Raw genomic sequence first — 20500 nt, forward strand, 5'->3', positions numbered from 1 at the left:
TTGTCTTCGCGAACCCTGCTGATGCATAAGGGGAGTTACTATGGCATTGAGCAAAACCACGGGCATAGCCCGAAAAGAAGAATCCCCGCTCTCCGATGGCGATTACGGCATGGTCCGCGCCGTTTCCTGGAAGCAGGTCGTGTTCCTGGCTCTAGGCGCTCCCGCCCTCGTCCTGTTCAACATGGGCGGCATATCTTCCATCATCGGCACGGCGGCGCCTCTGGCGTGGGGCTTGTCCGTGATCATCTCCGTTCTGCAATGCTTCGTGTATACCGAGATCGCCGGCATGCATCCTTCCAAGACGGGCGGCATGTCGGTGTACGGGGCGACGGCATGGATGAGGCACAGCCCGCTTGTCGGGGTCGTGTCGCCGTGGGCCCATTGGGTGGCGTGGATTCCCATTCTGCCCATCGGCGTCGCTTTGGCATCCGGCTATCTGATGTCGGTGTTTCTTCCGGCTGACAGCCCCATCGTGCTGTGGCAGCTCACGCTGCTGGATTTGAACTTCATCCAAGAGGGCCTGGTCCTGCGCATCAATCTGCAGTTCATCATCGCGCTCGTCATCATGGTCATCGTCGTGGGCATCCAGGTTTCGGGCGTGACGTCCACGGCCAAAGTGCAGATCGCGCTGGCGCTGGGCGGCATCCTTCCCCTGGTGTTCATCGTGGTCGTTCCCGTCCTGCTGGGCAACGTGAACCTGGATAACTTCAATCCCTTCGTGCCGCTGTCGGGAAGCTGGGACTTCAACGGATTCCACTTGCTGCTGGGCGCGATGTTCCTTGCGGCCTGGGCCGATTACGGATGCGAGACGTCGGCGTGCTACATGTGCGAGATGAAGAAGCCCCGCGACGCCACGAAGGCGGTGCTCGCCTCGGGCGTCATCTCCATCGTCCTCTACATTCTGGTGCCGACCGTGTTCCAAGGATGCCTGGGCACCGAGTACATGTTGCGCCCCGACATCAACGCTGGCACGGGCGTAGGCTTGGCGCTGGCCACCATGGTCACCGATTCGCCGCTGTTCCTGCGCATCGTCGTGGTCATGCTGATGTTCACGCTGGTGCTGGGAGCCATGACGGCCATGGCCGACACGGCGCGCACGATGTGCCAGGGCGGGCAGGACGGCATCTTCCCGAAGTTCTTAGGCAAGACGAACAAGAACCACGCCCCCAACCGCGCCACCTGGTTCAACTTCTGCGTGAACCTCGTGCTGCTCATGTTCAACGACTACCTGTTCCTGCTGGCGCTCACGTGCCTGAACTACGTGCTGTGCCACTTCATCGTGCTGACGGGCGCGGTGCTCCATCGCATCGACAACCCGGACGTGCCCCGACCCTACAAGGCGCCGAACTTCTTCATGGGGCTGGGCCTGCTCTTCGCGTTCTTCAACATGTTCCTCATAGGAGCGGGCGCGAACATATGGGGATCCTACGTCCTGCCGATAGGCTTGGGAATAGCGATGCTGGGAATACCGCTGTTCCTGTACCGGCATTACAAGACCGACAAGGGAACGTTCCCTGACAGCATGTACCAAGATCTCATTCCTCCCGGCCAGACCGAACCGTCTCCCGTGAGGGCCAAGAAGCTCCCATGGGTGTTCTTGGCGGGCGGCCTCGCGTGCTTGGCGGCCGGCTACCTCGTGTTCTACGTCCTGTTCTGATACGTGCGAAGAAAGGCCCGCATCATGCTTATCGAAATGGATCTCAAGGAATTCAATGCAACGCTCGGGTCGGACGCGCCGGCTCCGGGCGGCGGCAGCGTTGCCGCGCTCAGCGGCTCGCTGGGGGCCGAGCTCGTCTCGATGGTGTGCAATCTGAGCTTCGGGCGCGAGAATCTGGCCGCCCACCAAAGCGAGCTCGCGGCCGCGCAGGCCGAGGCCGCCGAGCTCGGCCGCGAGCTGCTGCTGCGCGTCGATGCCGATACCGATGCGTTCACGCTGGTCATGGATGCGTTCAGGATGCCGAAAGGCACGGACGAGGAAAAGGCCGCCCGCGCTGCCGCCATCCAGGTCGGCTACAAGGAGGCCGTGGAATCGCCTTTGACCACCGCTCGCCAGTGCCTTGCCGTGCTGCGCCTGGGCGCTTCGCTGCAAGGCGCGTTCAATGCCAACGCGATGAGCGATTTCGGCGTCGCCGCCCTCATGGCGCATGCGGGCCTTGAAGGCGCCGTCATGAACGTGCGCATCAACACGCCCGTGATCAAGGATCAGGATTTCGTGAATGCCGTCGAGGCCGAGGTCGCGCGCATGATGGACGAAGGAACCTCGCTCAAAGAAGAGATCTACCGCTACGTCTACGAGAACCTTTCATAACCTGCTGCCGTCCGCCCTGCTCCTCGCGCGAAGCGGAGTGGGCGACTCTGATCCGCATACACCCCGAGGAGGGAATTCCATGCCAAAGAGCGATATACAAATTGCGCAGGAAGCCGAGGTGCTTCCCATCGTCGAGGTGGCGAAGCTGGCCGGCATCGACGAGAGCATGCTTGAGCTGTACGGATCGTCCAAGGCCAAGGTGGACATCCACTCTCTGAAGGACGCGCCGGTCAAAGGCAAGCTCATCCTGGTGACCGCGATCAACCCCACGCCAGCCGGCGAAGGGAAGACCACCACGTCCGTCGGCTTGGCCGATGCGCTGCGTGCAGTGGGTGAACAGGCCATCCTGTGCTTGCGCGAGCCGTCGCTCGGCCCTGTGTTCGGCGTGAAGGGCGGTGCGGCCGGTGGAGGATATTCCCAGGTGGTTCCCATGGAAGACATCAATTTGCACTTCACGGGCGACTTCCATGCCATCGAGGCCGCGAACAATCTGTGCGCGGCCATGCTGGACAACCACATCAAGCAGGGTAACGAGCTTGGCGTCGACCCGCGGCGGGTGGTGTGGAAGCGCGTTTTGGACATGAACGACCGCCAGCTGCGAAACGTCATCGACGGATTGGGCGGCCCGGCCCACGGCATGCCGCGCCAGGACGGCTTCGACATCGTGGTGGCGTCCGAGATCATGGCGGTGCTGTGCCTGGCCTCCGATCTCGCCGACCTCAAGGAGCGGCTGGGCCGCATGGTGATAGCCTACGCGTTCGACGGCGCGCCGGTCACGGCGGCCGACATCAAGGCCCATGGCGCCATGACCGCATTGCTGAAGGACGCCATCAAGCCGAACATGGTGCAGACCCTGGAAGGAACGCCCGCGTTCGTCCACGGCGGCCCCTTCGCCAACATCGCGCATGGGTGCAACTCCATCGAGGCCACCATGACCGCCCTCAAGCTGGCCGATTACGTGGTCACGGAAGCCGGCTTCGGCGCCGATCTGGGCGCGGAGAAGTTCCTCGATATCAAGTGCCGCGCCGCGGGCATCCGCCCGAGCGCTGTCGTGCTGGTGGCCACCGTGCGCGCCCTCAAGTACAACGGCGGCGTGGCGAAAGAGGATCTTTCCAGCGAGAACCTCGACGCCCTCGAAGCCGGCCTTTCCAACCTGCTGCAGCATGTGGGCAACGTGCGGGACGTGTATGGATTGCCGGTGGTGGTCGCCATCAACGCGTTTCCCACCGACACGCCGGCGGAGTTGGCCTTGGTGGAGCGGCGGTGCCAGGAGCTGGGCGTGAACGTGGCTTTGTCGGAGGTATGGGCGCGCGGGGGCGAAGGGGGCCGAGAGCTTGCCGAGGAGGTTCTTCGCCTGGTCGAACAGCCAAACGATTTCGCGTTCGCGTACGATGCGGGCGATCCCATCGAGAAGAAGATACACGCCATCGCCACGAAGGTGTACCACGCGGACGGCGCGGATTTCACGCCCGAGGCCCGCAGGCAGATGGAGGAGCTCACGTCGCTGGGCTTCGGCGGACTGCCCATCTGCATGGCGAAGACCCAGTACTCCTTCAGCGACGACCCCGCGAAGCTCGGCGCCCCGAGCGGCTTCCGTATCACGGTGCGCGCCCTCAAGGTGGCCGCTGGCGCCGGCTTCGTGGTGGCGCTCACGGGCGACATCATGACGATGCCGGGCCTTCCGAAGGTTCCTGCCGCCGAGAAGATCGACATTGACGAAGACGGCAAGATAACGGGTTTGTTCTAGAGGCTGCGCTCGGCGACGGCCGGCGGGGGCATGCGGGGTTTTCAGCCGGCCTCGTCGGCTGCGCGGGGCCGGGAGGTGGATGGATGTCTGAGCGATTGATGCGGAAAAGCTGCGTGGAGTTCGCAGCCGATCTGGCGGCGAAGCGGTCGGTGCCGGGCGGCGGCGCCGCTGCCGCCCTGGCGGGGGCGTTGGCGGCGGCCCTGTGCTCCATGGCGGGCAACTTCACCGTCGGGAAGGAGCGCTACGCCGATGCGGAAGCCGACGTCGCGCGTTTGCTGGCGGATGCCGATTCCGCCCGCCTGCGGATGCTCGAGCTTGCCGAAGAGGATGCGCGAGCCTTCAAGCCGCTTGCCCGCGCCTACGGCATTCCAAAGGACGACCCGGAGCGCTCCGAGGCGCTTGAGAAGGCGACCAAGGAAGCCGTCGAGGCTCCCCTTCGCATGATGCGCGAGCTTTGCGGGATCATCGAGCTTTTGGAGGAGATGGGGCAGAAGGGTTCGAAGATGCTGCTTTCCGACGTCGGCTGCGGGGCTTCGCTGGCTCGAGCAGCGCTTGAGATGGCGGGTTTCAACGTGTTCGTAAACACGGCATCGCTGCAAGACCGCGCCTTTGCCCGCGCAATCGAAGAGGAATGCGACGGGTTGCTGCGGGGGCATCTCCCGCGGACGGATGCGGTGGCGAGGGCTGTTTTGGATTCGATGCGAGGAGGTGCCTGACATGGCTGCGGATTCGATGGGGACGGGCGCTGCGATGCTTCTTGCCGAGCTGGACCGGGAGGACGTCGTCGTCCGCCGCGCGTTCGACCGGCGGCGCATCGAGGCCGCGGTTCGAGAGCTGCTTTTGGGGATCGGCGAGGATCCTAATCGCGAGGGTTTGGTGGATACGCCGAACCGCGTCGCCCGCGCATGCGCGGAGATATTCGGGGGCATCGACGAAGATCCCGCCGCGCATTTGATGAAGCAGTTCCATGAAGACCATCACGAGGAGATGATCATCGTCAAGGACATCCCCTTCGCCTCCATGTGCGAGCACCATCTGCTGCCGTTCGTGGGCAAGGCGCATGTGGCCTACATTCCGCGGCAAGGACGCATCACCGGGCTCTCGAAGATCGCCCGGTGCGTGGAGGGCTTCGCGCATCGGCCGCAGCTGCAGGAGCGCCTGACGGCCGAGGTCGCCGACGCGATGATGCAGGCCCTCGATCCGCGCGGGGTGCTCGTGGTCATCGAGGCGGAGCACAGCTGCATGACCGTTCGGGGCATAAAGAAGCCCGGGTCGAAGACGGTCTCCTCCTCGGTGCGCGGGGTGTTCAAAAGCGATTTGAAAACCAGGGAGGAAGCCCTGCGCTTGCTGAGATTCTAGCTTTGGAAAGGTCGCGATTCACATGTCCTTCGATCCCATAGCCTATCTGAGCGAGCCGCGGTGGCGCGAGTCCCGCCTGGGGCTTGGCCGCATGCGCGCGCTGCTCGACCGCGTGGGCGCGCCCGAGCGGGGCTTGTCGTTCACGCACGTCGCCGGCACGAACGGCAAAGGGTCCGTGTGCGCCTGCCTGGGCTCCATCCTGCAGGCCGCGGGATACAGGACTGGGCTGTTCACAAGCCCGTTCATCGATGGGATGGACGAGAGCATTCGCGTGGACGGCGAGAACATCTCGTTTGCAGAGCTTCGGGACGCTGCACAGCTCGTGCGCGAGGCGGCCGATGCCATGGACGACCATCCGACCGAGTTCGAGCTTTTGTGCGCGGTCGCGATGCTGCATTTCGCCCGGCGCGCGTGCGACATCGTCGTGTTAGAAGTGGGCTTGGGCGGACGTTTCGATGCCACGAACGTCATCGAGGATCCCGAAGTCTGCGTCATCGCGCGCATAGGGCTGGACCATACGGATGTGCTGGGGGATACGCTGGGCGCGGTTGCCCGGGAGAAGGCCGGCATCGTGAAGGACGGCTCGAGGGTAGTTTCGTGGCCGCAGGAGCCGCAGGCCCGGGCGGCGGTGGAAGAGGCGTGCGGGGAGCGGCGCGCGCGTGTGTCGTTTGCGGATTTCGCGCAGCTTGCCGTGGAGCCGCTCGTGCTGAGAGCCGAAGGCGCGGATGCCGCAGCGATGGGCGAAGGGCCGATGGCCGATGCGCCGATGCGCCGTTTCGCCTATCGAGGTTTGCCGTGCGAGACGAGGCTGCTCGCGTCATACCAGCCGCGCAACGCCGCGCTCGCGATCGATGCGGCGCTGGCGCTGCGCGAGCGGGGGTGGGACATCCCGGCGGCTGCGATTCAGGCCGGGATAGCTGCCGCCCGATGGCCGGGGCGCTTCGAGGTGGTTGCCCGCAGGCCGTTGACGATACTCGACGGAGGGCACAACCCGCAGGGCGCCCAGGTGCTGGCGGAAACGCTGGGCGAAGTGCTTCCCGGAGCGCGGCCGGCGTTCGTCGTGGGCGTGCTGTCGGATAAGGACTACGCCTCCATGCTGGAGGCCATCGCGCCTCTCGGCTGCGCCTTCGTTGCCTATGCGCCGAGTAGTCCGCGCGCCCTGCCCGGACGCGAGCTGGCTGAGGCGATCAGGGCCGCCGTTGGGAAAACGAGCGCAGGCGACGGACCGGGCGGGCGCGCGGGCGGCCCTTCTTGGATTCCGGTTTGCGAGGCGGATGGAGCGGTGGAGGCTTGGAGGCTCGCGCGGAGCATCGTCGGTCCGCAGGGGGCGGTGTGCGCGTTCGGCAGTTTGTATTCCATGGGAGAGATGAGACGGGCAGTCGCGCGCGATGCGATGAGCGACTCGAGCGAAAGGCGGGTACGGACATGTACGGATTGAAAACGGAGAGCAGCTTCGATGCCGCCCATTTCCTGACCGATTACGATGGAGCGTGCGAGAACCTGCATGGGCATCGGTGGCGGGTGGTGGCACGCATCGAGCAGGAGATTTTGCAGTGCGAGGCGGAAACCAAGGACATGGTGGTCGATTTCGCCGACTTCAAGCACGCCCTTCGCTCGTTGACCGATGATTTGGACCATACGTTCATCGTCGAGGAGGGCTCTCTTGCCCCGGAGACGATCGCGTGCCTTGAAGAGGAGACGTTCTGCCTGTTCTTCATGCCCTTTCGCACGACCTCGGAGAACCTGGCGCGCTTCTTCTACGAGCGGCTGGAGAGCGAGGGCTTTCCGGTGACGTGCGTGGAAGTGTACGAGACGCCGCTCAATTGCGCGTATTACCGCAAAGAGCGGTGAGGCGAGATGGCCCGGGAAAGCCCTTGCGACGAGAATGCTTTTTGGAGGATGGATGCCATGACTTGTTCGGATAGTTCGCAGGCGCGCCTGCTTCGGCCCGACGCGCGCACGCCTGCGGAGGTCGAGGACGAGATTCAGGCGGCCGCGGTGGCGAAAGCCGGGATGGCGGCGGGGCGGATGTTTGCGCTTGCCCTGCTCGCAGGCATGTTCATCGCGTTCGGGGCGATGTTTTTCTGCACGGTTCTGGGCGATGCCTCCCTTCCGTTCGCCGTTCAACGGATCGTCGGGGGAGCGTGCTTTTGCCTGGGCCTCGCCCTTGTCCTGTGCTGCGGCGCCGAGTTGTTCACCGGCAACGTGCTCATGGTCGACGGGGTGGCGAGCGGGAGCGTGGCCCTGAAGGACATGCTCAGGAACTGGGGCATCGTGTGGATCGGCAATCTGATCGGATCGCTTATGGTCGTGTTCCTGGTGCTCATGGCGCATGTGCCCGATATGAACGGGGGCGCCGTGGGCTCGGCGATGGTCGATGTCGCGGTGGGCAAGGTCGTCCCGGATTGGTCGACTTTGTTCTTCAAAGGCGTTCTGTGTAACATCCTCGTGTGCTTGGCGTTGCGGATCGGGTTCTCCGCTCGCAGCGTGGGCGACAAGATCGTCGGCTTGCTGCTTCCCATCACGGCATTCGTCGCATGCGGTTTCGAGCACTGCGTCGCGAACATGTTCTTCCTCCCCGCAGCCCTCACGCTCCAGTTTGCAGGATTCGCCGCCGGAACCGTCTGCCTGGACTTGGGCTCCATCGCGTACAACCTGTCTGCGGCCACGCTGGGCAACGTGGCGGGGGGAGCGCTTTTCGCGGGCCTGTTGTACTGGTACGCGTTTCGGATGCGCTGACGCTGCGCGAGCGGGCGGAAGGCGCGGTTTTCGAGGAAAGGATTTCCCATGGCGCTCATCATGACGGGCGAGGAGGTTGCCGCTGGCATCGACGCGCAGACGAGGGCGAGGGCCTCGAAGCTCAAGGCCCGCGGCATCGATCCGGTGCTCGCCATCGTCCGTGCGGGCGCGCGCGATGCGGATGCGGCTTACGAGCGGGGCGCGTCGGCGCGTTGCAGGCAGGTGGGCGTTTCCGTGAAGAAGGTCGCGCTGCCCGAAAATGTGGACCAGCATGCGATCGAGGCGACCGTCGCGGCGCTGAGCGATGACGCGAACGTCCACGGAGTGCTGCTGCTCAGCCCGCTGCCGGCCCATCTGGCGCAACGGGAGGTGAAGGAGAGGATCGACCTGGCCAAGGACGTTGATGGGGCCACGGGCGCCTCGTTCGCCATGGTGTATGCAGGCTACGGGGAGGGGTTCGCGCCCTGCACGGCTGAAGCCTGCATGAGGATGCTCGAGCACTACGGGGTCGAGCTTGCCGGCAAGCGTGCGGCCATCATCGGGAACAGTTTGGTCGTGGGACGGCCGGCTGCCATGATGCTCATGGCAGCCGATGCGACGCCGACCATATGCCATGCCAGGACGACGGATGTTCCCGCCATCGCAAGGAGGGCTGACATCGTCATCGTGGCGGCCGGCCTCACGCAGGCTGTCGGCGCGGAGTACTTCCGCGCTGGCCAAGTCGTCATAGACGTGGGCATCGGCTCGGCTGCAGGCGGGCGGGGATTGCGCGGGGACGTCATCATGGAGGAGGTCGAGCCGCTAGTCGATGCCATAACGCCGGTTCCCGGAGGGGTGGGCGTCGTCACCTCGAGCGTGCTTGCGATCCATGTGGTGCAGGCTGCCGAAAAGCTCTCGGCGCCCATGCGGTGACGCGCAGCGAGCTGCAGGGGGGGGGCGGGCGCTTCGTCGGGGGGGGGTGGGCTATTTGCCGATGAGTTTCTTCACGCCGTTGGCGGCGATGAGCGCGCCTCCTCCGATGGCGAGCAGGCCGGGTCCTGGAAGAATGAGCATGGGTACGCCGACGAGCATGATGGCTCCGCCTGCCGCCGTCTGCACGGCCCCGGCGATCTTGCTCGGCTTCTTGCCGGATTGCCCCTTACCGTCGATGATCGTGGCGGCGACGTCGTGCGTGGCTTGTTTGGCGGCGCCCGCCGCCTTCGGCGCGGCTGCGGCCGCCCGGGTGGCCTTCTTGCCGAACGACGGGGCTTGGAACGCATCGGCCGCGGTTGCGGCCGCGTCCTTTGCCTTGGCGCTCGCGCTGGCGATGGGGGCGATGTCGATGATGGGCTCGTGCTTGCTCATGGATGCTCCTCGCTCGCGTTCGAGCCGGGATTGTTCGACTTCCCGGTTGTCAACGTTTCGTTTCGTTCTGTGCGTACCCTTCGATTATACGGGGAGCCGGGAACTCTGTGAGCTGATGCATGGATGCATGCATGCGAATCGTCACCGTTCGGTAACGCAGCTTCCGCGAGTTCTACAAACGTTGCGCGGAAAGGGCGATGCGTGTCTGCACGGTTCGAGGTTCTCTGCGATCGGTACGCTGTCCAGTTTGCGCCCTGCCGTTGTGTGCTGCTGCTTCGGCAGGGTAGTTCGGCTCCCTGGACAGACCGTGATGTTCAGGTTCGCGCTTCTTCCCGTCCGGACGACGAGCGAAATCCTCCGTTTTCCAACGCTCTGCGAGTCATATGCGATACACTGTGAGCCATGAAGTTACCGCTTGCTTCTATGAGGACGTTGGTAAGGCTCGACTGTGGTTCGCGCCTGAGGCTCTTCGGCGACGGCGCAGGACCACGCGACAGGAAAGTTGGTGGTCAACATGGCAGCTCCTGCTACCGAACACGTGCGAAACATTGTGCTGGTCGGCCAAGACGGCGCCGGCAAGACATCGCTCGCCGAGGCGATGCTGCACGTCTCCGGCCGCACGCCCCGCATGGGCACGACCCACGACGGGAAATCCTATCTCGATTACGACGATGAGGAGATCCGGCGCAAGTTCACCATCGGCACGTCCATCGCCCCCATTCCCTACAAAGACTATAAGATCAACTTGCTCGATACCTCAGGCCATCCCGATTTCATCGGCGATACCCTAGCTACCATGCAGGCTGCCGAGATGGCGTTGTTCGTGGTCGACGCAGTTGCAGGACCGCAGGTTATGACGACGAAGCTGTGGCGCGAGGCCGAGGATATGCGCCTGTCTCGCGCCGTGTTCATCAACCACATCGACCGCGAGAACGCCGACTTCGACACGGCTATGGCGCTTCTGCATGCGCGCTTCGGCTCGCGTCTGGGTCCGGTGACCATTCCTATTGGCGTCGATGCGGACTTCAAGGGCGTTATCGACGTTATCCGCATGAAGGCGCGCTACTTCGAGGGGGGCTCCGAGCGCGTCGAAGACATCCCCGCCGACTACGCCGACGCTGCGCAGGCCGCGCGCGACAAGCTATGCGACCTTGTGGCCGAGGCCGACGACGATCTCATGATGAAGTATCTCGACGGCGAGGAGCAGCTCACGCAGGAGGAGCTTGAGTCGCTGCTGGACAAGGCAATCGCGCAGGAGCTGTTCATACCTGTGTTCGTGGGTTCTACGATCATCGAGCAAGGCATCCAGGGCGTCATGGAAGATATCGCCACCTACTTCCCGCATCCGCGCCATCACGGTCGCTTCCGTCTGGCCAACGGCGAGGAAACGCTCGTCGACGAGACGGGTGAACCCGCAGCCTTCGTGTTCAAGACTGTCTCCGATCCCTTCGTGGGACGTCTGAGCTTCTTTAAGGTCATCTCGGGCGTGCTCGAGCCCGGCATGGAGCTCCTCAACGCGCGCACGCGCAAAAAGGAGCGCCTGGGGCATCTCTACGTCATGATGGGCAAGGAGAACACCGACGTGAAGAGCGCCAAGGCAGGCGACATCATCGTGGTGCCGAAGCTCAACGAGACGCGTACCGGTGACACGCTGTCGAAGTCGGGCGAAGTGGCCATCGATCCGCTGCCGCTGCCCGTGCCGCAGTATCCGGTGGCAATCGAGGCGGAGAACAAGAACGACGAGGACAAACTGGGCACCTTCCTGGCCCGCGCCGCCGAGAACGATCCGACGCTCTCGATCAGCCGCAGCGAAGAAACTCATCAAACGGTCATTACTGCCATGGGCGAAGCGCAGGTGGAAACGCTGCTTGCGCGCCTCAAGGAGCAGACGGGGGTCACGGCCAAACTCGTGCCCGTGCGCATCCCGTACCGCGAGACCATTCGCAAAAAAGCAGAGGCGCAGGGCCGCCATAAGAAGCAGACGGGCGGCGCCGGCCAGTTCGGCGACTGCTGGCTGCGCATCGAGCCGAATCCGGGCGGCGGCTACGAGTTCCTCGACGAAGTCGTGGGCGGCAGAATCCCGCGCGGCTTCATCCCCGCCATCGACAAGGGCGTGCAGGACGCCATGGCGGAGGGTTTCCTGGCAGGCTATCCTATGGAGGACATCAAGTGCGCCGTGTACGACGGCTCCTACCACTCGGTCGACTCCAACGAAATGGCATTCAAGACTGCGGCGCGCATCGGTTTTCGGGCCGCATGCGAGAAGGCTGATCCTATACTGCTCGAGCCCATGGCCAACCTCGACGTGACAGTGGGCGAGGAATACGCCGGCGCCGTGATGGGTGACATCTCCACAAGGCGCGGCCGCATCGTGGGCACCGACTCCAACGATGCAGGAGAAACGGTCATCATGGTACGCGTGCCGTACGCCGAGGTGGTCACGTACACGAAGGATCTGCGCGCCATCACGCGCGGTTCGGGTTCGTACTCGCTTTCGCTCGAAGGGTACGAGCCTGCTCCGGTGGATGTGACGAAAAAGCTTGTCGAAGCCTACCAGGCTGCGCGCGCTGCAGGCAACTGAACACTCGGGGTTCCGTCGCCTCTGCGGGCGACGGATGAAGACGGGAGGGCGGCCGATACGGCCGTCCTCCCGTCGTCTCTCGACCGGAAAGCTTCGGGGACGCCGAAACAGGACCCGAAGCCGAGGGTGCAGCATCAAAGGGCGGCAGCTCGCTCCACGGCAAATGCGAGCACGCGCTGCGCTCCGCCGGGCATGCAGGTGACGAGCGTCGTGACCCCGTCCGCCTCTTCCGTTGCCTGTGCATCGAGCACCATCGCCGCCTTTCCGACCTGTTCGGAAAGCCAGGCGCGCAATGCCGCCTCGGATGCGAAGGCTGTGCGCTTGGCCGGTTCGCTGCCGTCGATAATGCGCGCCGCCACGACTTCGAATACGTGCGCGCCGTTCGGCTCGCTCACGACGATCGTGCGATGGTCGGCAGCAAACGACGCATCCAGGTAGCCGCGCACGGGCGCGAACATGGAACCATCCGCCATGTTGTGGCCCAAGATGATACGATGAGGGCTGTTCAGCCCTTCGGGGCAGGAAGCGTCGAGGTAGAAACAGCCGCTTGCCGAAGGCTTCCGGTAGACGTCGTGTTTCAGGTAGTATTCGGGGTCCTCGACGGGCGCCTGCGCGATCGGCCCATCGATCGAGGTGCCCGGCACCTCGATCCAACCGATCACATCGGGGTTGACGGACGTCCAGTACGCCCAGTCGATATTCGACGCACGGACGTCGCACACACCTCCCTTCTCGAGCGAAACACCGGAGACGATGCCGTTTTCGCTGTCGTATGCCGGCAACGCGGCGAGGATCGCCGCCGTCAGCGCGCAGACGGCGAGGGCGCGCATCGCACGACAAGTGTACCTTCCTCGAGGGTCGCCGCGGCGCGCCCTTCCGGCGAACCGCCTTCGCTTGCGGTTCCGGAGCGACTTGATCAACCGAGCCCGCCGATGCCGGACGATCCGGCTTCGCCGACGATCTCGTGCGATCCGCGTCTGGCTTGGAGCACCCCGCCGCTGCGCCGTTCCGAACACGGGGATTATCCCGCGAACCGCAGGCGTCGCCATGCCGCCGCTCCTGCACAAGCTGTGGCAAGCGCGATGAAGGCAGCTGCGGCGAAACTCGGGGGAAGTTCGGCCCCGGTGCGGCCGTACAAAGACCCTTCCGCCTTGTCGGCCATGGTCACCGTATGTGCTGCACCAGTCGGCTCGACCGTGAAAGCTACGGCTTCCGCTCCAAGATAACCTGTAGGTGCTTCGATCTCCACCAGGTGCAGCTCGGATTCCGCCAGGCCTTCGAAGCGCACCGGCCCATCTTCGGACACCCATCCGATCGCCTTCCCTCCATCCTGGGAAGTCCAGTCGGGGCCGAGTTCGTGCACTTCGACTTCGGCGGGGCTTGTCAGGTGGTTCCGCGGATCGATGCAGGCGCCTTTCGCGTCGACGAGAGCGAGCACGGCACCAGGCAGCGGATCGCCGGTTGCGGCATCCACTTTTACGATGTCGGCTTTCGTGCAGTCGTCCTCAAGCTCGACATGTTGCTCCTCGGTGGTCGCTTCAACTGCGAATACAAGGTCTTCGGCCGGCAGGTACCCATCGGGGGCCTGCTCTTCGTGCAATGCATAGTCGCCCGGGGGAAGCGCCTCGATAGCATGGGGCTCCGACTCGGACGTCCATCGTTCGACCAGAGCGTGGAGCGGCTCGCCGTCTTCTCCCTCCGTGAGCGCGTATAGCTCGAGCGTTGCACCCTCAAGCGGTTGGCCCGTCGTGGCGGCCGTCTTGGAGACCAGCACCTTGGTGCAATCGTTCTCGAATCGAAGGATGCCTGCGGCCTCGCCGTCGATCAGGCCGTCTTTCCCGATAGTGACGTATTGCACCGACCCGTCTGCCAAGTAGCCAGGAGGGGCTTCGACTTCGGCGAATCCGTACGTGCCAGGTGGCAGGCGGCATACGATAAGCCTGCCGTCGGCATCGGTCGTACCGGAGGAGACGCGGTCCTCGTCCACTCGGTCGAGCGGCGAGAGCGCACCATCCGGATTCTCCGCGTGCTCGGAATCGTCAATGAGGTCGGGCGCATTCTCCTCGCGCTCGTCGGCGACGTTCCACCAGGCGAACCGCGCGCCCTCGACGGGCGCGCCATCGCCCGCGCGCGCCTTGTTCACCTCGATGCGCGTTGATGCATCGGTCACGTCGAGCGCCGCAGTTGTCACGGCGACGGACTGTCCCGCGTAGTTAAGCGTCACAGGGTGCGGCTCTGCGTCCAGGAGATAGCCGTCGGCCTGCTGCGTCTCGGCTACAACGTATGAACCCAGGTACAGCTCGTCGGTTTGCGCCGCTCCGTCCGCGCCAGTCTCGATGCAGGCCACCGGCTCGCCGGCCACGGCATGTACCGTTCCGTCGCCCGTCACGATATCCGATGCAGCTCGTACCTCGTAGATGCAGTGCGCGACGGGGCCGCCGCGTTCGGCGTCGGTTTTCGAGACGACAATCCTTCCTTTCTGTGGCATGTCGGGCATCGTGACCGTAAGAGGATCCGCCCATGTCCAGCCGGCGGAACCGTCGACCGTGAACGGGATGGGGTCCGGGCCGAGCACGTAGCCCTCGGGGGCTGCGATCTCCTGAAGAAAGTAGGTCTTTCCGCCGTTGAGCTTTTCCGGCAGCATGCAGGTGCCTCGGGTGTCGGTGGTGAAGGCGGTCAGATGCGATAGGGCGGGGTAGTGACGCGTAAACGAAACCACCTGCCCGTGCTCGTCCAGGATGCGGAACGTCATCTGCCCGGCGATTGCCTTGCCGGTTTCGGCATCCACCTTGACTACGCGCAGCGGGGTACCCGTTTCGTCTTCGAGCACGTAGTAGAGTTCCTGTCCGTTGTCGGTCACGGTTATACCGAAGTCCTCCACGGTCGCGTAACCGGCTGGCACGGTGCTCGCAACCTCGCGGACGATGTAGGAGCCGAAGGGGAGCGCACCCTCTGCCGTGGAGGCGTAGCCGCGGTCGTCGGTCGTAATCGTCGTGACGACTTCCCCGCGAGTCGCAAGCGTGCCGTCTGTTCGAACCACGGCGCCGTCGTTATCGTTGACGATCTGGAAATCGACGCCGACAAGCGTGTCCTTGATGCCGCCGTCGCCTTGGGATGGCTCTGCGCTTGCAATCTTGGTAAGCGCCACATCGCCGCGCGCCACCTGCTCGGGATCGACGGGGGCTACATAGGTGCGCACGGTTTCGGATGGGCCGCCGCCTGTTACCTGCCGTACATGGACGCGTCCGCCTTCGGGAAGAAGGTAGCCCTCGGGCGCCGTTGTCTCTCGCACGGTCACCGTGCCGAACGGCAACACGATGCGCCCGCGAGCGTTGTGATAGAAGTCGTCTCCCGCCACCTTGTAAGGATATTCGCGTCCTTCTGAGTCCGCGAACGTGCCGTCGGCTCCGGCAAGCGGGATGGTTCCCCGTTCGTCGGTCTGCATGATCCAGGTACGCTGGGGTTTTGTGCTCTCGATCCAACTCAAGTCGGTGGTCGAATGGAGGCCTGCGTAGAAGCCGATCTCGTATCGCGCTCGCGCAAGTGAGGCTCCAGCCTGGGGCCGCGCGCCATCCGCATCAGGCTCGAGTTCGGCGTCGCGCTTTTCGAGGAGGATGTCCGCGGTGTCGACCTGCGGTTCGTCTGCGACTGTGCTCGCGTTGACGCGGACGTACCGGTCGGCGTCGACGACAACCCGGTAGGTCGTGCCGTCGAGCGCGTAGCCGGCAGGAGGAGTGGCCTCTTTGATCCAATAGGTTCCCACCGGCACGTCGAGTGCGGTCTTCCAGCGGCCCGCACCGTCGGTTGACATGGTGAAGCGACGGTCGGAGCACGCGGCGTCGCCGTATACGCCATACGAGGCCCCAGCCAGCGAGTAGCAGGGGTTGTTGCCGGATAGTTGCTCGTCATTGCTTGTTTTGACGAGTTCGATGCCGCCAGCGAAGCTGCGCGAAACGCGCACGGTCCCGCCCACGCGCTGGTAGCCGATCAGGCCGTGCTCGTTCTTCGAGACGCCGTCGGTCACGCCCGGCGGGGTGATGCGCACACTGTATTCCACCCATCCCGCCCGCACGTCGACCGCCGACACGGCGGCCTCGTAAGAGGCGCTCGTATACGTTGGGGCGGCTGCAGTATGGTTGAGGCATTCGAGCGGCGAAACGGCCCATGCTCCCGAAAGTTCTCCCGAAAACCCGCTCACATTGAAGTAGGTTTGGCCGTTCGTGCGCCAAGAATTCTCGATGTAGCAGGTTCCGCTCGTCTTCGTGCCGAGGGCGGGGGCGGATGCTGCGTGAGCCTCCTGCATCTGCGACCCTGCGATGGGCGCGATCCCCGCTGCGAGCAGCACGACCAGGAGTGGCGCGGCGCATCTGCGCCTCGTCTTCCCGCAGGGGCGATGCGCGGGTTTCGCCCCGTGTGTCGTATGAGGCCGTGCGCTTGTCCGTGCCTTCGGACGCGTGTTGCGCGCGGCTTGCGACGTTCTTGTGCATCCCTGCGCGCCGGGATGCTCCGCCGCGCTTCGCGTTCTCTTCGCGATGAGGGACAGCCCGCAGCGGGCGATTCCGGTGCTTCCGCCCTCGCGTCCGCTGCGGGCTTCGATACATGCGCGATGCCGTTCCATGGCAGCTCCCTCCCTGGCCGATGGCGGCATCTGCGCGATGCCGTGAACCCATCATAATCAGCAGAGCTGGCGTCGCGATGGCGCACGTCTTGCCCCTCGCCGCCGCCTGTCGTTCGCAGGGGAGACCGATCGTCGAGCTTTCTGCGTCGCATTCCGGCCAGGCATCCGCCCGATCTCCAACGCGTATGCGACGCGCGTCCGACGTCGTTCTAGCGCGCCTGATGGGCATGGGGAGAGCGCTGTTGAGTGCAGCCGCGCCGCAGAGCGACGCTGCGCAATGGGCGAGCTTATCGGGCGGAGGTGTAGCGCTCGCGGAAGGCGGCGAGGGGCATCGGGCGGGCGAAGTAGTAGCCCTGTCCGATGTCGCATTCGAGGCTGCGCAGCAGAGCGGCCTGCTCGGCCGTCTCGATTCCCTCGCACACCGTGTCTATGCCGAGGGCGTTTGCGAGGGCGATCACGTATTCGAGCACGCGGCGAGAACGCGCGTCGTCCTCGCTTGCCGAAAGGAAGCCGCGATCAATTTTCAGGACGTCGATGGGCATGCTTTTGAGAAGGGACAACGACGAATACCCAGTACCGAAGTCGTCCATGGCGATGGGAAAACCGCGTTCCTGCAGATCGGCGATGATATCGATGATCACCTTCTCGTCGGCCGAGAACGCGCTTTCCGTGATCTCGACGTGCAGGAAGGATGCGGGTATGTCGAAGCGCCTCACCACGCTATCGAACCGCTCGACGAAATCATTTTGCAGCATGGTGACGCGTGAGAAGTTGACCGCCAGATGGACGGGGGTGCCGTCGGACTTTGGATGGTCGACAAGCGGGTAGAGGCTGCAGGCCTGCTCCATCATGTAGAAGTCCAGCTCGGAGATGAATCCGTTCCGCTCGAACTGGGGGATGAACCGGTCGGGCGCCAAGAACCCCAGTTCGGGCGAATCCCACCGGCAGAGCAGCTCGGCGCCGACGAGCGATCCGTCCTCGAGAGAGAACTGCGGCTGCAGATAGATGGCGTACTCGCCGTTGGTCAAGGCATCGCGCATGTGTTGTTCGATGCTGCGCTCGAATGCGAGCTTCGACTTGAACTCGTCATCATAGCGGGCGATCAGATTGTCGACGACGCCCTCCTTCAAAACGACCGCCGCGTTGCTGACCGCTGTGGCGATGTCCTCATGCGCATCGGTCAGCTCGAAGACGCCGTAGCCGCAGACGATTCGGTCCGAGAACGGCAGCGTCTCGTTCGCACGCAAGCGCGCGGCCGTCAGCGCGGCAAGCTGCTCGGCGCGCGTCTTTCCGTTGCGAAGCAGCAGCACGAAGTGATCGGCGTTGGCATGCGCGACGAACTCGCCTGGCTCGCAGGCGAGTTCGAACAGCGATTGAAGCGTGCGGATCACGTCGTCGCCTGCTGAACGGCCGAACGACTCGTTGATGGCGCGGAAGCCGACGACATTGGTGTATACCACGAGATACGCTCCCGGTTCGCTCGCCTGCACGAGCCGGGCGGCTTCCTCTTCGAACGCGTAGAGGTTGCGCCCGCGAGTCAGCTGATCCGTGGTGAGGGCTTTTCTCATCTTGAGGCGATGCTGCCGTTCGAGGAGCGAGAAGAAGAGCGCAGAGCTGAGAATGAGCGCGATGCCGATGGCTGTGATCCATATGAAGTCGCTCTCGGCGCGTCGCTGCGCCAAGAGTACCGTTTCGTCAGCCAGCTTGAAATGCTCTTCGCTTAAAGTCAGCAGTCGCTCCGAGGATTTCTCCGCATCGGGTGCATCGAACTGCTGCTTGATGCTATCCCACTTATCCTGCACGCGCAACAGCGCGTCCATGAATTCCCCAGTGTCCTGGTTCACGACCGGGCGCTGCTCCTCGCGGTCGAAAAGCGAGGCGAGCGTCTCGTCGACGCGCTCCACAACCTCGTCGTTCGGAAGATTCGCTATCTCGAGCTTCACGGCCCGCTGCGTGGCACCCCGAACGATGCCGGCGTCGTTGATGATGCTTGCGTAGTTCTGCGTCTGCACCATGATGAACACGAGCATGCAGACGCCGAGGAGCAGCATGATAACGGTTGCGACGACCTTCGACCGCATGGGAGCCTTTCGCACAGAGGGGTATATGGTTCCTACTGCATAGTACCATGTTACAACCGTTTCCCATGTAAAAGACGATGTTCGTCCGCTAGTTGTCGCGCGAAAGCCGCCGGTAGAGGAGCGCGAATGCGACGACCGAGATGACCATCCAGGCGAGCGTTACAAGGAGCGGCTGGAGGGCGTCGTCAGTGTAGAGGCTGCCCTGCGCCGACAGTTCGATGAGCTCGCTTGCCCCGCCTGTGGGGAAGAAGGGTGCCAGCTTTTCGAGCGTGTCGTTCGCCATAGAGAACGAGGGCAAAAACGCGACGAGCACGATGGGCAGGCTGTAGAGCCCGGCCGTCATCTGATCGCGCGCCGCCAGGCCGAGAAGCAATGCGATCATTACGATGGGAACGCTGCCCAAAAGGCTGATCAGCAGGTAGGAACCCATCTGATCGGCGGGAACGTCCAGCACGGCGAAGCAGACGGCGTCCACGACTGCAATGGAGGCAAACGCGACGATGCCCCTTGACGCGAGAATGTGCCCGGCGCTCACGTTCGCCAGCATGAGCGTGCGCAGCGTGTTCTTCTCCTTTTCTTCGGCGATGGCGGTGAGGACCGTCATGCTGCCTACCATGCCTGCGGTGATGCAGAACGCCATGGAAACCAAATACCGCGACAGCATCTCGGATTCTTCAGGGGATCCGCCCGACATCTGCGCGTACAGAAGAACGAAGGCGATGGGCAGCAGCGTGCAGATGAGCATGGTGGGGTTCTTCACCAGATCCTTGAGGTCTTTGCCCAAAAGAGCCCCCGTTTTACGCAGCGTTGTCTCCATTTAAAACTCCCTTCCTGTCAGCTCTAAGAACACTTCCTCCAGGTTCGGCTCCACCGAATGGATAGACAGGCAGGCGCCCGAGGCCAGCGCCTCGGCCACGGCGGGGGCGCCTGCAGAGTCTTTCGACGCATGCACCACGCGCCCGTCGGCCAAGCGCATAAGCACCTCGTTCTTGGCGAAGCGTAGGCGCAACTCCTCCGGGGCATCGCAGGCGATAAGACGGCCCATGTCAAGGATGCCCACGCGCTGGCATAGGTCTTCGGCCTCGGCCATATCGTGCGTGGTGAGGAATATCGTGGTGCCTGCTACGTTCAGCTCGCGCAGCATCTTGTGCACCTCGGCGCGCGCTGCGGGATCGAGTCCGCTCGTGGGCTCGTCGAGGAACAGCAGCTCGGGTCCGTGCACGAGTGCGGCCAAAAGCGCGGCGCGCTGGCGCATGCCCTTCGAGCAGTTCTTGACGAGCGTCTTCTTATCCGCATCCAGGTTCATGCGCTCGAGCAGCGCGGGAATGTTGTTCCCCGTCACGCCGCGGATCTTCGCGTAGAAGCGCAGGTTCTCATCGATGGTCATGCGCTCGTAGAGTGCGCTCGTGTCGGAGAGGATGCCGATGCGCTCGTAGTCGCTGCTCGCAGCGTGCTCGATGGCGCGCCCGAACAGCATGATGCGGCCGGAATCCTTGACGAGCTGACGCGTGAGCAGTTTGATGGTAGTGGTCTTGCCGGCGCCCGAGGGACCCAGGAAGCCGAAGCACTCGCCGCGTTCCACCTCGAAGGTAAGGTGGTTCAGCACGCGTTTCGCCTTGAAGCTGAGGGACACGTCGTCCATGGACAGCAGGGGGCTCATGTAGATGCTCCTTTCGTTTTCGACGGGGAGCAGTTTCCTCCGACGCAAGCTCCTGAACAAGGA

At 63.9% G+C, this 20500-nt stretch carries 16 protein-coding genes; 10 read left to right on the forward strand and 6 right to left on the reverse strand.

The window, feature by feature from the left end:
• Nucleotides 1–40: 40 nt before the first annotated feature.
• The 9 genes from ABGT83_RS00570 to ABGT83_RS00610 all read left to right on the forward strand — a co-directional run bounded on the left by ABGT83_RS00570 (nt 41) and on the right by ABGT83_RS00610 (nt 9065).
• Entirely contained in the window at nt 41–1657 is a 1617-nt protein-coding gene (locus ABGT83_RS00570; protein WP_346685506.1) for an APC family permease, read from the forward strand.
• A 24-nt stretch (nt 1658–1681) separates the two neighbouring features.
• Nucleotides 1682–2308 (forward strand): cyclodeaminase/cyclohydrolase family protein, encoded by a 627-nt coding sequence (locus tag ABGT83_RS00575; RefSeq protein WP_346685508.1) that lies wholly within the window; start codon nt 1682–1684, stop codon nt 2306–2308.
• Between the two features lie 79 nt (nt 2309–2387).
• Nucleotides 2388–4055, forward strand: a complete 1668-nt coding sequence (locus tag ABGT83_RS00580; RefSeq protein ID WP_346685509.1) for a formate--tetrahydrofolate ligase — start codon at nt 2388–2390, stop codon at nt 4053–4055.
• An 83-nt stretch (nt 4056–4138) separates the two neighbouring features.
• Nucleotides 4139–4771, forward strand: a complete 633-nt coding sequence (locus tag ABGT83_RS00585; RefSeq protein WP_346685511.1) for a cyclodeaminase/cyclohydrolase family protein — start codon at nt 4139–4141, stop codon at nt 4769–4771.
• Nucleotides 4772–4805: 34 nt separating this feature from the next.
• The gene (gene folE / locus ABGT83_RS00590; protein WP_346685909.1) at nt 4806–5414 is read left to right on the forward strand and encodes a GTP cyclohydrolase I FolE; all 609 of its coding nucleotides are present in this window, start codon (nt 4806–4808) and stop codon (nt 5412–5414) included.
• Between the two features lie 22 nt (nt 5415–5436).
• A complete protein-coding gene (locus ABGT83_RS00595; RefSeq protein ID WP_346685513.1) occupies nt 5437–6852 on the forward strand; it encodes a bifunctional folylpolyglutamate synthase/dihydrofolate synthase in 1416 nt (471 codons plus the stop codon).
• Nucleotides 6840–7265, forward strand: coding sequence for a 6-pyruvoyl trahydropterin synthase family protein (locus ABGT83_RS00600; protein WP_346685515.1), 426 nt, complete (start codon nt 6840–6842; stop codon nt 7263–7265). The genes ABGT83_RS00595 and ABGT83_RS00600 overlap by 13 nt, the downstream gene beginning before the upstream one ends.
• A gap of 57 nt (nt 7266–7322) precedes the next feature.
• Nucleotides 7323–8153: a formate/nitrite transporter family protein gene (locus ABGT83_RS00605; RefSeq protein WP_346685516.1), complete on the forward strand. Its 831-nt coding sequence runs from the start codon at nt 7323–7325 to the stop codon at nt 8151–8153.
• A gap of 48 nt (nt 8154–8201) precedes the next feature.
• Nucleotides 8202–9065 carry a bifunctional 5,10-methylenetetrahydrofolate dehydrogenase/5,10-methenyltetrahydrofolate cyclohydrolase gene (locus ABGT83_RS00610; protein WP_346685518.1) on the forward strand — a complete coding sequence of 288 codons (864 nt, stop codon included), beginning with the start codon at nt 8202–8204 and terminating at the stop codon, nt 9063–9065.
• A gap of 51 nt (nt 9066–9116) precedes the next feature.
• Here the strand turns inward: ABGT83_RS00610 and ABGT83_RS00615 are convergent, their stop codons facing one another.
• Nucleotides 9117–9497, reverse strand: a complete 381-nt coding sequence (locus tag ABGT83_RS00615; RefSeq protein ID WP_346685519.1) for a hypothetical protein — start codon at nt 9495–9497, stop codon at nt 9117–9119.
• Between the two features lie 514 nt (nt 9498–10011).
• Between ABGT83_RS00615 and fusA the strand changes: the two genes are divergently transcribed.
• A complete protein-coding gene (fusA, locus tag ABGT83_RS00620; RefSeq protein ID WP_170042412.1) occupies nt 10012–12078 on the forward strand; it encodes an elongation factor G in 2067 nt (688 codons plus the stop codon).
• Nucleotides 12079–12212: 134 nt separating this feature from the next.
• Here fusA and ABGT83_RS00625 read toward each other — a convergent pair whose 3' ends face one another.
• The 5 genes from ABGT83_RS00625 to ABGT83_RS00645 all read right to left on the reverse strand — a co-directional run bounded on the left by ABGT83_RS00625 (nt 12213) and on the right by ABGT83_RS00645 (nt 20437).
• Nucleotides 12213–12908, reverse strand: coding sequence for a class B sortase (locus tag ABGT83_RS00625; protein ID WP_346685520.1), 696 nt, complete (start codon nt 12906–12908; stop codon nt 12213–12215).
• 191 nt (nt 12909–13099) lie between these two features.
• A complete protein-coding gene (locus ABGT83_RS00630) occupies nt 13100–16381 on the reverse strand; it encodes a SpaA isopeptide-forming pilin-related protein (protein WP_346685522.1) in 3282 nt (1093 codons plus the stop codon).
• A 602-nt stretch (nt 16382–16983) separates the two neighbouring features.
• Entirely contained in the window at nt 16984–18777 is a 1794-nt protein-coding gene (locus ABGT83_RS00635) for a GGDEF domain-containing phosphodiesterase (protein ID WP_346685524.1), read from the reverse strand.
• 88 nt (nt 18778–18865) lie between these two features.
• On the reverse strand, nt 18866–19594 hold the full coding sequence (locus tag ABGT83_RS00640; RefSeq protein WP_346685526.1) for an ABC transporter permease: 729 nt from the start codon (nt 19592–19594) through the stop codon (nt 18866–18868).
• The gene (locus tag ABGT83_RS00645) at nt 19595–20437 is read right to left on the reverse strand and encodes an ABC transporter ATP-binding protein (protein WP_346685528.1); all 843 of its coding nucleotides are present in this window, start codon (nt 20435–20437) and stop codon (nt 19595–19597) included. It lies immediately after the preceding gene.
• Between the last annotated feature and the right edge of the window lie 63 nt (nt 20438–20500).

This window comes from Enteroscipio rubneri, assembly GCF_963929405.1.
In the GTDB taxonomy this organism is placed as follows: domain Bacteria; phylum Actinomycetota; class Coriobacteriia; order Coriobacteriales; family Eggerthellaceae; genus Enteroscipio; species Enteroscipio rubneri.

Bases quoted from the DNA above. Each gene is read 5' to 3' on its own strand.
- ABGT83_RS00585 (WP_346685511.1), top strand. From the start codon at position 4,139: ATGTCTGAGCGATTGATGCGGAAAAGCTGCGTGGAGTTCGCAGCCGAT.
- folE (WP_346685909.1), top strand. From the start codon at position 4,806: ATGCTTCTTGCCGAGCTGGACCGGGAGGACGTCGTCGTCCGCCGCGCG.
- ABGT83_RS00595 (WP_346685513.1), top strand. From the start codon at position 5,437: ATGTCCTTCGATCCCATAGCCTATCTGAGCGAGCCGCGGTGGCGCGAG.
- ABGT83_RS00625 (WP_346685520.1), bottom strand. From the start codon at position 12,908: ATGCGCGCCCTCGCCGTCTGCGCGCTGACGGCGGCGATCCTCGCCGCG.
- ABGT83_RS00645 (WP_346685528.1), bottom strand. From the start codon at position 20,437: ATGAGCCCCCTGCTGTCCATGGACGACGTGTCCCTCAGCTTCAAGGCG.
- ABGT83_RS00570 (WP_346685506.1), top strand. From the start codon at position 41: ATGGCATTGAGCAAAACCACGGGCATAGCCCGAAAAGAAGAATCCCCG.
- ABGT83_RS00640 (WP_346685526.1), bottom strand. From the start codon at position 19,594: ATGGAGACAACGCTGCGTAAAACGGGGGCTCTTTTGGGCAAAGACCTC.
- ABGT83_RS00600 (WP_346685515.1), top strand. From the start codon at position 6,840: ATGTACGGATTGAAAACGGAGAGCAGCTTCGATGCCGCCCATTTCCTG.
- ABGT83_RS00635 (WP_346685524.1), bottom strand. From the start codon at position 18,777: ATGCGGTCGAAGGTCGTCGCAACCGTTATCATGCTGCTCCTCGGCGTC.
- ABGT83_RS00630 (WP_346685522.1), bottom strand. From the start codon at position 16,381: ATGCAGGAGGCTCACGCAGCATCCGCCCCCGCCCTCGGCACGAAGACG.
- ABGT83_RS00580 (WP_346685509.1), top strand. From the start codon at position 2,388: ATGCCAAAGAGCGATATACAAATTGCGCAGGAAGCCGAGGTGCTTCCC.
- ABGT83_RS00610 (WP_346685518.1), top strand. From the start codon at position 8,202: ATGGCGCTCATCATGACGGGCGAGGAGGTTGCCGCTGGCATCGACGCG.
- ABGT83_RS00605 (WP_346685516.1), top strand. From the start codon at position 7,323: ATGACTTGTTCGGATAGTTCGCAGGCGCGCCTGCTTCGGCCCGACGCG.
- ABGT83_RS00615 (WP_346685519.1), bottom strand. From the start codon at position 9,497: ATGAGCAAGCACGAGCCCATCATCGACATCGCCCCCATCGCCAGCGCG.
- ABGT83_RS00575 (WP_346685508.1), top strand. From the start codon at position 1,682: ATGCTTATCGAAATGGATCTCAAGGAATTCAATGCAACGCTCGGGTCG.
- fusA (WP_170042412.1), top strand. From the start codon at position 10,012: ATGGCAGCTCCTGCTACCGAACACGTGCGAAACATTGTGCTGGTCGGC.